General features: G+C 69.4%; 8 protein-coding genes. 3 read left to right on the top strand and 5 right to left on the bottom strand.

The features are described from left to right. Positions 1-17 precede the first annotated feature (17 nt). Both A8G15_RS01095 and A8G15_RS01100 read left to right on the top strand, forming a co-directional pair. On the top strand, positions 18-1,052 hold the full coding sequence (locus A8G15_RS01095; RefSeq protein WP_082899590.1) for an alpha/beta hydrolase: 1,035 nt from the start codon (positions 18-20) through the stop codon (positions 1,050-1,052). Between the two features lie 58 nt (positions 1,053-1,110). After that, on the top strand, positions 1,111-2,100 hold the full coding sequence (locus tag A8G15_RS01100; protein WP_245687672.1) for a type IV toxin-antitoxin system AbiEi family antitoxin domain-containing protein: 990 nt from the start codon (positions 1,111-1,113) through the stop codon (positions 2,098-2,100). Between the two features lie 70 nt (positions 2,101-2,170). On the opposite strand, the gene A8G15_RS01105 is transcribed toward A8G15_RS01100, so the two are convergent. Further along, complete coding sequence (locus A8G15_RS01105; protein WP_068154509.1) at positions 2,171-5,338, bottom strand: (Fe-S)-binding protein; 3,168 nt, start codon at positions 5,336-5,338, stop codon at positions 2,171-2,173. 419 nt (positions 5,339-5,757) lie between these two features. On the opposite strand from A8G15_RS01105, the gene A8G15_RS01110 reads away from it, so the two are divergent. Next, entirely contained in the window at positions 5,758-6,444 is a 687-nt protein-coding gene (locus tag A8G15_RS01110) for a DUF8020 domain-containing protein (protein WP_068154510.1), read from the top strand. Between the two features lie 387 nt (positions 6,445-6,831). Here A8G15_RS01110 and A8G15_RS01115 read toward each other — a convergent pair whose 3' ends face one another. From A8G15_RS01115 to A8G15_RS01130, 4 genes are all read right to left on the bottom strand, one after another. After that, positions 6,832-8,124: a S1 family peptidase gene (locus A8G15_RS01115; protein WP_068154513.1), complete on the bottom strand. Its 1,293-nt coding sequence runs from the start codon at positions 8,122-8,124 to the stop codon at positions 6,832-6,834. A 163-nt stretch (positions 8,125-8,287) separates the two neighbouring features. After that, a complete protein-coding gene (locus A8G15_RS01120; protein ID WP_068154515.1) occupies positions 8,288-9,604 on the bottom strand; it encodes a S1 family peptidase in 1,317 nt (438 codons plus the stop codon). Between the two features lie 66 nt (positions 9,605-9,670). Then, a complete protein-coding gene (locus tag A8G15_RS01125) occupies positions 9,671-11,278 on the bottom strand; it encodes a DUF7159 family protein (RefSeq protein WP_068154517.1) in 1,608 nt (535 codons plus the stop codon). Continuing rightward, the gene (locus tag A8G15_RS01130) at positions 11,269-13,704 is read right to left on the bottom strand and encodes a LuxR C-terminal-related transcriptional regulator (protein ID WP_068154519.1); all 2,436 of its coding nucleotides are present in this window, start codon (positions 13,702-13,704) and stop codon (positions 11,269-11,271) included. The genes A8G15_RS01125 and A8G15_RS01130 overlap by 10 nt, the downstream gene beginning before the upstream one ends. Position 13,705 lies beyond the last annotated feature (1 nt).

Consider the following 13,705-nt stretch of genomic DNA (forward strand, 5'->3'; position numbering starts at 1 on the left):
AGGCGGAATTCTCGGCAATGTACAGCGAATTGCTACGCCGTACCGGACTGTGCGCGGGCATCGTCCTCGCGTTCGGTATGACCCCGCTCGGGGTGGCGACTGCAACTCCCGTGACGGAGCACAGCACGTCCACGACGGCTTCCGTGGATCGCATCGAGCGGATCGACGAGCGCAGGTGGGATGTGTTCGTCTACTCGCCGTCCATGGAACGTGTCATTCCACTGCAGGTGATTCGTCCCGCCGACACGAGCAGTCCCCGTCCGACGCTGTACCTGCTCAACGGGGCGGGCGGCGGTGAGGACGGCGCGAACTGGCTGAACCAGACGGACATCCTCGACTTCATGGGTGACAAGAACGCCAACGTGGTGATCCCCGCGGAGGGAATGTTCACCTACTACACCGACTGGCAACAGGACGACCCGAAACTCGGCCGGCAGAAATGGCAGACCTTCCTCACCCGCGAACTGCCCCCGGTGGTCGACGAGGTGCTCGGGGCGAACGGCATCAACGCGATCGCGGGACTGTCGATGTCGGCGACCTCCGCCCTCGATCTGGCCATCCAGGCGCCGGGCCTGTACCGGGCCGCCGCGTCCTACAGCGGATGCGCCCAGACCGGAACCCCGCTCGGGCAGGCCTATATTCGCTCCGTCGTGGAAGTGATGGGGGAGATCGACGCCACGAACATGTGGGGTCCGTTCGACGGGCCGGGATGGAAGGACCACGACCCCACGCTGAACGCGGAGCGACTGCGTGGACTGTCGCTGTACATCTCGAACGGCACCGGACTGCCCGGCCCGTACGAGAACCCGGCGTTGCCGCGCACCCCGCAGTCGCCTCCGCTCGCCGATCAGATCGTCGTCGGCGGCACCATCGAAGCGGCCACCAACGTGTGCACTCGTGCGCTGGCCGGACGGCTGAACGATCTCGGTATTCCGGCGACCTTCCATTTCCGGAACGAGGGCACCCATTCGTGGGGGTATTGGCAGGACGAACTGAGGCTTTCGTGGCCGCAATTGTCCACCGCGCTCGAACTCGAATCCACAGGCGGGTAATTCATCCACAGATCCGCCCCGTGCGGGCGTTCGGGGGAGATCGTCACCGGGTCCGTGCGTGACGCTGGTCGTCATGGGGGAATCGGAGAACATCATCCGGCGTCGCGACGCGCATGCGCGCGGCGTCACCGACATCGAGATCCGACGGCTGTGCCGATCGGGAATCTGGACCCGGCTGAGCCGCGGTGTCTATGTCCCGACCCGGGTGTACGCGGACGCGGACGAACGGGGCAGGCACCTGTATCGCGCTCTCGCGGCGGCGCAGATCGCCCGCCCGGGCACGGTGCTGGGGCACGTGTCCGCTGCAATCGCGCACGGTCTGGAGTTGTGGCGAACACCGCTCGACGACGTGCACCTGACCTGTGGTCGCAGCGGGGGAAACGGACGCAGTCGCGGCCGGATACTGCATGCCGAACACTTCGAGGCCGACGAAGTGGTCGACATCGATGGTGTGGCGGTGATGTCGGTGGCCAGGACGGTCGCCGATCTGGCCCGCACGCTGCCGTTCGAGCAGGCGGTGGTCGCCGGTGACCACGCGATGAGGACAGCAGGAGTCGCCGGTGCCGAGGTCTCTGCGATTCTTGCCCGGAATCCGTCGCATCCGGGCAACGCGAAGGCAGTTCGGGCTGTGCGATTCATGTGCGGGCACAGCGACAGCGTCGGCGAATCGCGTAGCCGGGTGTTGTTCGTCCGCTCGGGTCTGCCGATTCCGTATACCCAGGCGGAGGTGTATGCGGGTGGCGGGCAGTGGCTGGCGCGTGTCGATTTCCTGCTTCCCGAACACGGTGTGATCGGGGAGTTCGACGGGCGCGTCAAATACCGCCGCGACGGTGTCGCGGATGCCGCCGCGGAAGAGGTGGTGTTCCGGGAGAAGCAGCGTGAGGATCGCCTGCGCGAGGCCGGGTGGGTCGTCGTGCGATGGGTGTGGGCGGACCTGGAGAGACCGGAGATCGTCGTCGCCCGTGTGCGGGAGGCGATCGCGCGGGCGGCGCGCGGCCCGCGACCGAGTGGGCACGTCGTCACGCCACAGGGCTTACACCTCCGGTAGAACGCGTACACCCCCTCCGGGCTGCCGGAGGGGGTGTACGCGTTACGGAAGCGGTGTAAGCCCGGAGGGATTACTTGCGTCCGGGCGGCTTGATGCCACCCTTCATGGCGAGTCCGCCCGGCTTCGCCTTCGGCGGCGCCGGGGTCTCCTCGACCGCGGGAGCCTCCGGCTCGGCGGGCTCGGGCTCGGTGGGCTCGGCAGCGGGTGCCTCCGCAGCAGGTGCGGGAGCAGCCGGAGCCTTCTTGGCGCCCGGTGCCTTGAAGCCGCTCTTCATCTGCAGTCCGCCCGGCTTCGCCTTCGGCGGTTCCGTTGCTGTGGGCGCCTCGGCAGCGGGCGCCTCGGCAGCGGGAGCCGCCGGTACCTCGGCAGCCGGAGCCGCGGGGGCAGCTGCCGGAGCAGCGGCCTTCTTGGCGTCCGGGGCCTTGAGTCCGCCCTTCATGGCCAGCCCGCCGGGCTTGGCCTTCGGTGCGGCCGGCGCGGCGGGAGCCTCGGCGGCCGGCGCTTCGGCAACGGGTGCCGCGGCGGCCGCAGGTGCGGCCTTCTTGGCACCGGGGGCCTTGAGGCCGCCCTTCATGGCCAGCCCGCCGGGCTTCGCTGTCGGGGCCGCCGGAGCCGCGGGTGCCTCGGCTGCCGGCGCGGCAGCCGCCGGTGCCGCCGCCTTCTTGGCGCCCGGAGCCTTGAGGCCGCCCTTCATGGCCAGCCCGCCGGGCTTGGCAGCAGGTGCGGCGGGAGCCTCGGATCCCTCGGCCGCCGGAGCCGCAGCGGGTGCGTCGGCCTTCGCGCCGGGGGCCTTGAGACCGCCCTTCATCTGCAGGCCACCGGGCTTACCGCCGGGAGCCTTCAGACCACCCTTCATCTGCAGGCCGCCGGCCTTCGGAGCGGCCGCGGGCGCGGCGGTAGCGGCAGCCTCTTCGACCTCGGCGACGCGCTCGGCCTCGAGTTCCTCGGCCTCGGCCTCGGCGGTGACGGGGGTCTGCGGCTTCTCGGCCTGCACGACCTTGGTGTTCGCGCTGAGCTGGTCGGCTTCGAGCCGAGAAATCGACGACAGCATCAGCTGCGCGACGTCGACGACCTCGACACCTTCACCCTGGCCCTGTTCCTGACGGGCGGTGACACCGTCGGTGAGCATGACGCGGCAGAACGGGCAGCCGGTCGCGATCTTCGACGGCGCAGTCGTCAGCGCCTCGTCGACGCGGTCGATGTTTATGCGCTTACCGATGCGCTCTTCCATCCACATGCGGGCACCACCGGCGCCACAGCACATCGAGCGTTCACCGTGACGCGGCATCTCCTTCAGCGTCGCGCCGGAGGCTTCCATCAACTCACGCGGCGCGTTGTACACCTTGTTGTGGCGGCCGAGGAAGCACGGGTCGTGGTAGGTGACGTCCTCGCCCAGGCGTGCGACCGGCACCAGCTTCTTCTGCCGCACCAGGCGGTTGAGCAGCTGGGTGTGGTGCACGACCTCGTAGTGGCCGCCGACCTCCGGGTACTCGTTGTTCAGCGCGTTGAAGCAGTGCGCACACGTGACGACGATCTTGCGCTTGGAGCGCTCGGTGCCCTCGAACACCGAATCGATCACCGCGATGTTCTGCTGTGCCAGCTGCTGGAACAGGAACTCGTTGCCGGCGCGACGTGCCGAGTCGCCGGTGCAGGTCTCCTCCGCACCGAGCACCATGAACTTCGTGCCCGCCGTGGCGAGGAGTTCGGCGACGGCCTTGGTGGTCTTCTTCGCCCGGTCCTCGTAGGCACCGGCGCAACCGACCCAGAACAGGTACTCGTAGCCGTCGAAGCTGTCCGCGTCCTGACCGAACACCGGGATCTCGAAGTCCATTTCGGAGATCCAGTTCAGGCGGTCCTTGGAGTTCTGGCCCCACGGGTTGCCCTTGTTCTCGAGGTTCTTGAACAGACCCGCGAGCTCGGACGGGAAGTCCGATTCGATGAGGACCTGGTAGCGGCGCATGTCGACGATGTGGTCGACGTGCTCGATGTCGACCGGGCACTGCTCGACACACGCACCACAGTTCGTGCACGACCACAGCGTTTCGGCATCGATGACCGGGGCGGGCTCACCGGCCTCGACCAGCTCGGCGGTCTCGCCGACGAGCTTGCGGTCGGCTTCGGCGCGAGCGGCCTCGGGAATCTTCGCCAGCGCGGCCTCGTCGACGTTGCCTTCGCCGTCGACCAGACCGATCTCGTCGCCGCCGAGGTCCTTGCGGCCCCCGGCCAGCAGGTAGGGGGCCTTCGCGTACCCGTGGTCGCGCAGCGACATCACCAGCAGCTTGGGGGAGAGCGGCTTACCGGTGTTCCAGGCCGGGCACTGGGACTGGCAGCGACCGCACTCGGTGCAGGTCGTGAAGTCCAGCCAGCCCTTCCACGAGAAGTCCTCGATCCGGCCGGCACCGAAGGTGTCCTTGTCCGGGTCGGCGTCTTCCATGTCGACGGGCTTGCCGCCCGACATCATCGGCTTGACCGCGCCGAGTGCGACATCGCCGTCGTCCTCGCGCTTGAAGTAGATGTTGAAGAACGCGGCGAACCGGTGCCAGGCCACACCCCACGTGATGTTCCGGCCGACGATGTAGAGCCAGATCATGCCGGACATCAGCTTGACGAACGCGAAGATCGACACCATCACGGCGCTCGCGGGCAGCAGCTTCGCGAGGTTCATCGTGAAGAAGTCGGTCCACGGGTTCGCGTGGCCGTAGGTGGCGATCTTGCCGGCCTTCACGAAGATCATGCCGAGGCCCTCGATGAGGACGACGGTCTCGACGAAGTAGGCGGCCTTGAAATCCGAGCCGCCGAAGCGCGACAACCGGCCCGGCTGACGCGGGTGGTTGAGCTGACGGATGATGATCAGCGTGAGGATGCCGATCACCGTGCCGAGGCCGAGGATCTCGTCGATGAAGTGGTAGACCGCGGTGCCACCGATGAGAGGCCAGTGGAACTCGGGGTTGAAGGTCTGTCCGTATGCCTCGAACCAGACGATGGCGCCGAGCAGGAAGCCGACCATCACCAGCCAGTGGGCCCACCCGACGGTACGGAACTTGTTCATTCGCGTGTGTGCGAGGAACTCGACGATCATCTGCTTGAAGCGCGGGAAGAACGGGCGCCACCGATCCGGGGCCGGTTGGCCGATCCGGACGGTGTTGACCATCTTCAACGCGCCGCCGATGAACGAGTACCAACACACGAGGCTCAGCAGCACGCCGATCGTGCCCAACGTTATCGTCAGGGCATTCATACGCGGCCTTTCGTGTCGGGGGCGGCTCCGGGCCGCCTGGTATAAGCCTCAGCATCCTAACGCTTCATAAGTTACCCGTCGGTAACTATAGCAATGTTACTCGTGGGTAACTCGCGCTGGAGTGCTGATGGTTCTCCTGCGCACAAGGTAAACGCCGCCTCCGGTGCCCCGACTGCTCAGGATGGCCTAAGTCCCGAACACGCGGTCGGGGTCACGAATGGACGACGCTCGCACGGCTTTTCGCCGACGAATGTGGCTCGACCCGGTAACGAAGTTGTCTGTGATTTCGGATATGATCTCGAACAGCCTTGCACGCTGGGGTTTTCGCGCGATGGGGAGCGGATTTGCCGGTGCAGAGCTGTTGAATCCAGGGGGGCGTCCGTCGGGGGCGTGCGCCACATGTCACAGAACGGGAACAAATGAAGCTCAGGAAGCTTGCGGCGGTTGCCACCATGACCATCGCCGCGATGGGGATCACTGCGGGCACGTCGTACGCGGCGCCTGCCGAGGCGGCGCAGGACGAGATCAACTACGAGGTCAAGGCGGAGGGCAACTCCGTCGTGACCGTCATCGACGCCGGCGCGTTCCAGGTTTCGGGCGACGGCAAGAGCGTCGAGCTCCAGGATGCCGACGGCAACGCCGTTGTCAGCCTGCCGCTCGCCGTCCAGCTCGGCGACCTCCAGCTGCCGTTCGAGCGGGAGATCAGCGAGGACGGCAAGACCCTCACGCTGACCCCGGTCACGGATCCGTCGAAGGCCACCCCGGTCGCACCGGAGGATAGGGTCGCCCGCGGCCTCACGCCCGTCAGCCTCAAGCTGGCGGATGTCGCCTCGCCGGAGGAGAATCTCAAGGCGCAGCAGAACTTCAGCTCGCAGCTTGGTATCGCGACCGCAGTGGGTGGATTGTCGGGCACCATTATTGGCGCACTCGTGGGCGGTCTCGGATTCCTCGGTGGTCCGGTCGGTTTGGCTTCCGTTCCGCTCGGCGCCGGAATCGGCGGTGTCATCGGCACCATCGTTGTCGGTGGTCCCACCCTGGTCATCGCCGGTATCGGCCTGATCCAGACCCTCACCGCGCCTCCGGGAACGACCCAGTACGCGAACTAGCGCGCGCAGACAGCGGCCCCGCCACCTTCGGATGGCGGGGCCGCTGTCGTTTCGGGACTCAGAAGAGGTTCTGCAGGATCAGCTTCGTCACGTTGATGACGATCTCGCCCGAGTACACGAACAGATCCGCGCCGACCAGAATCAGGTCACTCGACACAGCCCCACCTTTCGTCCGACCGCACGCCCCCTGTGGACGCCGGTGACACATGACGGTCCGGCTCGGACGACGCCGGGCCGGACCATCTTGTTGCCGAATCGTAACCTATTCGGTGTGTAGCACACGTAACTGTCCCGGGCGCGTGTTGCCGACGGTCACAACGCAACAGGGCCCGTCTCCTCGGGGGGAGGAGACGGGCCCTGCTGCGTGGATCTGTCCTTACCGGCGGATCACCAGGTGCGGACCTTCAGGCCCGGGTTCTCGGCGAGGATCGCGGAGATCGGCGTGGCGTAGAGCTCGGGGCTCTCACCCAGGATGCCGCTGACGACGCCGGCGATCTCGCACATCTGGTACTGGCCGACGTTCGACGCGCTGGAGATGCCCAGGGCGAGGGTGCCGCTGACCAGGGTGCCACCGCTGTCGCCCTGCAGGGCGCACAGGTTGGTGGAGAACCCGGAATCGAGCACACGATGGCCGATCTCGACGGACTGGTTGGCCCCTGTCACGACGCCGCAGCTGTACCCGGTGCGGACACCGGACTTGCACACGGGTGCGCCGACGACCGGCTCGGCGACCCCGGTCACGGGAAGCGGTGCCGCGTAGGGAACGCGCACGCCGTTGTTCTCGAACCGGCCGCGAGCCTCGGCGGTCGGGCGGATCAGCGCGTAGTCGCGGCGGTCGAGGATGGTCTTCTCGAAGGTGCCGACCCGCTGGCCGAGACCGTCACCGATGACCTGGAAGACCTCGGACGCGTACTGCGTGCCGGCCTGGGCGCGGTTCGGGTCGCAGTGACCGGCGGTGATGTTCACCGGCCGGTTGGAGCCGTCGACGCCGTTGAATCCGAGCGAGCAGCGCAATCCGGTGCCGGCACCGAACGCGGCGTAGGCGTCGCCACCGAACAGCGAATCCGGCGAGGCCAGCCCGGCGATGGGCTCGAGCTTCAGCAGTTCCGGCTCCAGCGTCGCCGGGGCGAGCAGCACCCGCGCGCCCTGCAGGGCGTCGGGGAGCTGGAGGCCGGCGACATCGGCGGCGCGCACCACGACGTCGTTGTTGACGACGTCGATCGCGATACCGCGCACCAGATCGGCGATCGCCGGCGGCTGCGTGTCGAGCCAGTCGTTCAGTTGCTTCGACAGGCCCTCGAGTTCGCCTTCGCTGCGCTCGGCCGGCCGGACGGTGAACCCTTCGTCCTCGGCGGCGTCACGAGCGGCGTCGTGGCCCTCGCCCTCGGTCAGGCCGACGGTCGGGGTGCCCTGCTCGTCGAGCCAGACACCGGCGAACACGTCCGAGAACTTCTCGCGCGCAGTCGCCGCGAACTGCGCGAGCTCCTGGCTGCGGTCGGCATCGGTGACGAAACGCTCGGGGCTGATGCCGAGGTCGCGCGCAAGCGCATCGACCAGCTCGGTGGGCAGGTCGACGGGCTTGTCGGCCGGTTCGGCCTGCGCCAGGGCGACGGCGGGTCCGAGCAGCAACAGAGCTGCCGACCCGATCACCGCTGCCCGACGTGCGAAGGAGCGTCGCATGGATGCCTTCCTCATAGGTCCTGCTCAGTGCGCAGGTTTGGCGGACTACACAGATCTTGCTGATTACACGGTCTGGCTGGTCACGCAAAGACGCCGTCCCGATACCGGGGCGGCAGTCGTTGCGTCAGATCATATGGGGTGAAGCGGCGTGGATCACGTCGGGTCAGGCAGGATCGGTGGCGGTCCGGACCCGGGTGCCCGTTACGTTCTGGATGTCGCGAATCGGGATTCCGAGGCTGGAAGTGCCCCCGTTCGGGGCGAGAACCAGGTTCGCCTCCACACAGTCGGGGGCTCCGGCACTGTTCGATCCGCTGATGACACCGAGCGCGAGTGTTCCGGTGACGATCGCGCCGCCGCTGTCGCCGGACAGCGTGCACGCGGTGGTCGCGAAGCCGCGGATCGTCGTGCTGGCACCGTCGGGGTAGACGAGCTGGGTCTCGATACGGTCGGCGGCGACCACACCGCACGTGAAGTACGACGACTGGCCGGACTTGCACACCGGGGCGCCGACGACCGGGACCGCGGTGCCGGTGATCGTCAGGGTCGAGCCGTTGCCGCCCCGCACCACCGGCCGGTCCAGCCCGGCGTCCACACCGGCCTCGTCGAATTTGATGACGCCGTAGTCGAGTGGGCTGTCGGTGCCGACCGACGAACTGGTGAACGCGCCGATCCGGGTGCTCTCGTCGATGTTCTCGCGGTTCGGCAGGTACACCGAGGAACCACCGTCGGCGCGGGCCACCGCATCGCAGTGACCGGCGGTGACGTTCACCGCGTCACCGTTCGCGTCGACCGAGTTGAACCCGAACGAGCAGATACCGATGCGGTCGAGCGGCGTGGAACGCACGTCACCGTCGGCGGTGATGTAGGTGTCGCCACCGAGCGGCGCCGGATCGTTCGCCGGCAGGCCCGGCGTCAACTGCACCTGCACGTTCGCGATGAGCGACGGCAGATTCAGTGCACGACCGATCGGGGTGTTCACGATGTCGACCACGAGCTGGTTGTTCAGTACGTCGATCGACGTCGACTGAACGGCACCGGCCACGTCGCGCGGCAGTGCGGCAACCCAGCGGTTCAACTCCGCCAGCGCGAGCTCGAGACCGTCCGCGGACACCGGCGCCACCGTCGCGGTGTAGCCGTCGCTCTCGGCCTGCCGGGCCGCATCGGTGTTCGTGACCGCGACGACCGGCTCGCCGTTCCCGTTGATCCAGGCGCCCGCGAAGTCCGCGGGACGCTCGGAACGGAAGCCGCGGGCGTACTCCCCGAGTTCCTGCGCCCGCGCCGAACGCTCGAGGTACTCGTCGGCAGACATGTGCAGATCGCGCTGGACAGCCTCGACCAACTCGGCGGGAAGGTCGTCCACCGGATCCGCCTGAGCGGTCGCGGTGAACGGGCCGATCAGCATCAGCGCCGACGCGGCAGCGACAGCAAGCCGGCGGGCGGTGGTACGAGCAGCGGCGCGCGACGCCGACGAGTGACGCATGAAAGCCCTTCGTTGTGAGCGGGTGTGAGTTGCGACGATCGAAAACAGCCTACGGGAGGGGTGCTGCTACCCAGCGGCCCCGGTGGAGTCGTCCGGATCCTCCGGACCCGGGCCGCCCGGATCGGTCTCGCTCGGCTCCGTGGTCGTCGTCTGCGTCGGCGGCGTGGTCGTCCGATCCCGGTCGCGATCCCGCGTGGGCTTCGGGTCGGACGTCTGCCAGCCCGGGACCGGCCGGGTCGTCGTGGTCTGCGGCACCGTGTTGCCGGACGTCGTCCGATCCGACTGCTGTGACGTGGCAGGAGACTCCGCCGTCTCGGCTGCGGCCGTCGAATCGTCGACCGAGGCCACTTCGGTATCGGACCATGCCGGTGTCGTGGTCTCCGCGGCGGATGTCGTCGTCACCGCGGTCGTGGTGGTGGTCGTCGGCTTCGCCGGTGTGGGGCTCGGCGAACGCAGTTCCGGAATGGTCGCGACGACGGGCTGGTCGGCCACCGGCGCGGTGGTTTCCGCAGCCGAGCCGCGCTGGGTCAGCACGAGCACGCCCACCACGGCGAGCAGCACCACCGCTGCGGCGGAGATGGCCAGCAGGATCGGCGAGGGCCGCCGCGTGGGTTCGGTATCGGGCGCGGCCACCGCCGCGTCGCCCGCCCGGACGGTCGCAACGGGAGCCGGTCCCACCGATGCCTTCGGGGCCTGCGCGCTCGCCGGCTTCGCGCTGTGCGGTTCGCGGGCGGGGATCTTCGGGATCGTCGTGGTGGCGTCGGGATCGACGAGCCGCGGCGGCGTGCCGTCACCCTGCGGCGTCTGCTTGCGCGGCAGATTCACGCGGGCGGTGGGGATGATCTGCGTCGAGCCGAGGAATTCGACGGAACCGGCAGCGGCGGCCAGCGCGGCGCCGCGCACCATGGTCTGGTGCGGATCCGGCGCGAGCGCACAGCGGGTGCCCATCCCGGCCTTGACGGACTGGGCGACGATCTGCGCTGCCGCGGTGTCCACGTCCTCGTCGGCGGTGACGACGACGGCGTCGAGGTTGGTCACCTGCCAGCCGTACCCGGACAGGGCCGTCGACAACTGCTTCGTGACGGGCGGTGCGTCGGTGAGCCCGAACCGCACGGGCTTGCCCGCAGCGATTCCGGCACGGACCAGCGTGACCGTCGAACCCTGGCCGTCGATGTGGTAGACCGCGACGAGGCGGCCGGTCTGACGCGACACCTGGGACTCGAACCAGGCTGCGGCGGCTTCGGCGTCGGACACGAGCGACACGTGCCGCAACCCGACGTAGTCGAGGGCGTTGCGCAGGACCGCGACGGTCGCAGGTGCCCACTCCGTCGGGTGGGTCGCGACGACGGTGTACTGACGGTCGCCGATCAGCGGCGCCGCATCGGCCAGCAGGCACTCCATCGCGGTCGCGACGAGGTCCTCGGCGCGGGACAGCGATCCGTCCTCGGCGCGGATGCCCGACTGGGTACCGACACGGTCGAGGAAGTTGGTGAAGGAACTGGCACCCTGATCGAGAATCGGGTCGATCTCACCGAGAGTCGCGGTACCGTCCTGGTGCAGATGGACTGCACTGCGACGTTCGATCGGTGCGGGACCGGGTTGACCGGGGACAGCGGAGGTCACGGCGACCGACGAAACGGTCGTGCCAACGCGCAGGCCGACGCCTACGGACATGCCGAAGTTCCCCCCTTCTTCTCACTGCTGCTACTGATGGTCGTGCGACCGTCACCCCCGTGCCCCATCGCACGGAGCATGGAAATCAGCTCCGAGCGGGAACCGGCGCCGAGGCGGCGTCGGATCCTGGCGACATGATGTTCGACGGTCTTGCCGGAAATGTACAGCCGTGCACCGACCTCGCGATAGGTCAGGCCGGAAACCACCAGGTCGGCCACCTGCGCTTCCCGTTCGGACAGGGGACCTGCCGGTGTGGACACCGTATCGGCGGACGCGACCGCGGGACCGGGGGCCGCCGTCGGCTGGCGCAGCGCCCGCGCCACCTGGAGCAGCGCGGTCGCTGCCGCGGTGTCGGTTGCCCGCAGCGCGGCCTCACCGGCCAGCCGCGCGCCGTCCCAGGTCAGCCCGATCGCGGCGAGCGACTCGGCCGCAACCCGGATCCGGGCGGGGTCGACGTCGTTCTGCAGCAACCGCAGCCATTGCTGTCCGGCGCGCGCCAGGGCGGCGGCGTAGGCGGTGGACTCGGCGGCGACGGCCAGGGCGCGGGCGTGCGGGAGCAGTTCGTCCGGACACTCCGCGGCGATCGCCGCCTGCACCCCATACCAGTGCAGCGCCGCGCCCCACAGCGGCGGCTCGCCGAGTGCGGCGAGCAGGTCCCGGGCCTGTCCGACCAGGTGCGAGATGCGCGGTGCGTCACCGACCCGGACGGCCGCCAGCCACAGCTCACCCAGCGGAAGCAGGCTCACCAGGTCGACGGAGTACGCGGCGACCACCCCCTGCGCGGCCTCCCATTCGGCGAGCAGCCGCCCGGAGTCGCCGCTGCGCCGGGCCGCCCCGACCCGCAGTCCGTGCAGGAACAGCAGGTCGCGCGGGAGCGTGGCGCGCTGGGACAGGTCCTCGGCCGCGGCGGTCGCCGCCGGCAGGTCACCTCCGAGCAGCGCGGCCCACGCGGCCAGAAGTTCGTGCCGGATCGTCGGCGGGGTGTACCGGGCGAGCACGTTCGACGCGTGCGTCAGCTCCCCGGAGTGCAGACACAGCAGCGCCGTGATCGCCTCGACGGTGTCCGGCTGCACGCCGGCACGAGCGGGGGCGCCGCGCATCGACAGGGCACGCGTGAGCGCGTTCATCGCGACACGCCCGTCACCGCCGATCGATTCGCGCATGCCCTCGGCGAGCAGCCGCGCGGCGGCCGCCGACGACGTGGGAGCGAGGGCACCGGCGGCCTCGATCATCCGCGTCGCGGCTTCGGGGCGCCCGGCGGCCAGCAGCACCGCAGCCCCGACCGAGGCGTCGGCACCGGCCCGGTCCGGCCCCAGCCACTCGTACAGGTCCGCACTGCGGCCGAGCATGCCGTCCCCGGCCGCGACGGTCGCGGCGATCCGGACGGCAGTGGCCAGGTCCGCCGGTGTGAGCGAGCCGGCGCGTTCGAGGATCTCGTCCGTGAGGGCCGCGGCGGTCGACCGGTCGCCGATCGCAGCGGCGGCTTCGGCTCGCCGCAGCGCCAGGTCGGACGCGTCGGCACCGGCGCGCACCGCGGCGGAATACAAGGCGGAGGCTTCCGCCGGAGCGGACGAATCCGCCCGCGCGACGAGATAATCCGCGAGGCGGCGGTCGGTGATCCCGGTCGCCGCGAGACGCGACGCGACCGGGACCGTGAGCAGGGCGCGGTCGAGCCGGCACGACAACAGACCCTGTGCGACGGCCAGGAATCCGTGCGGCCCCAGCGACGCGGAGGGAACACCGGACGCGGCGGGGACGAGCTCGTCACCCGCGGCGGACAGGAGCCCGCTGGCCTGCGCGGCGTCGGCCAGCTCGCGGGCGAGGTCCGCGTCGAGATCGAGCACGGCGGAAAGCTCGGCCGGATCCGGCGTACCTCCCAGCTCGACCAGTGCCAGGACACCGGCGAGCGAGGGAGTCCCGGCGAGCCGGGCCCGGACCCGGTCGACGGCCGCGCGCCGCGGATCCGCGCCCTGCCGCAGTGCCGTCAGGGCCGCGTCCACGAGGTCGCGGGAGCCGCCGGTGAACGACAGCACCCCGCGCACGACCCGAGGGTCGGATATCCCGAAAGCCGCTGCCCGGGAGAGTATTTCGGCCGGGGATGAGGGCTGTAGCGTCACGATGCACGCGTGCGCGGCACACCTCGACACGAGCTGCTGCACCTCCGTCCGGTGCGGCCGTGGCTCCGTGGCGACGATGATGCCGCGATCGTCGCGGAACATCCGATCACTCAGGTCGAGGAGTTCCTCCGCTGGCAGGCGGTGCGCGTCGTCGACGACCCGGATCTCCTCACCGGAGTCCGGAAACGTGCGCCGGATCCGGTCGAGGAGCGCGGACTTTCCGCTGTATGCGCCGCCGACGACCAGCAACCGTGGCGGATCGGCGGTCAGTGCCCGCGCGACGGCGCGGGGGAGTGCGGGCGAACTCATC

It is taken from the genome of Rhodococcus phenolicus, assembly GCF_001646785.1.
Classification (GTDB): Bacteria; Actinomycetota; Actinomycetes; order Mycobacteriales; family Mycobacteriaceae; genus Rhodococcus; species Rhodococcus phenolicus.

Coding starts and splice junctions, on each gene's coding strand:
- A8G15_RS01095 (WP_082899590.1), top strand. CDS start 18: ATGTACAGCGAATTGCTACGCCGTACCGGACTGTGCGCGGGCATCGTC.
- A8G15_RS01105 (WP_068154509.1), bottom strand. CDS start 5,338: ATGAATGCCCTGACGATAACGTTGGGCACGATCGGCGTGCTGCTGAGC.
- A8G15_RS01110 (WP_068154510.1), top strand. CDS start 5,758: ATGAAGCTCAGGAAGCTTGCGGCGGTTGCCACCATGACCATCGCCGCG.
- A8G15_RS01115 (WP_068154513.1), bottom strand. CDS start 8,124: ATGCGACGCTCCTTCGCACGTCGGGCAGCGGTGATCGGGTCGGCAGCT.
- A8G15_RS01120 (WP_068154515.1), bottom strand. CDS start 9,604: ATGCGTCACTCGTCGGCGTCGCGCGCCGCTGCTCGTACCACCGCCCGC.
- A8G15_RS01125 (WP_068154517.1), bottom strand. CDS start 11,278: ATGTCCGTAGGCGTCGGCCTGCGCGTTGGCACGACCGTTTCGTCGGTC.
- A8G15_RS01130 (WP_068154519.1), bottom strand. CDS start 13,704: ATGAGTTCGCCCGCACTCCCCCGCGCCGTCGCGCGGGCACTGACCGCC.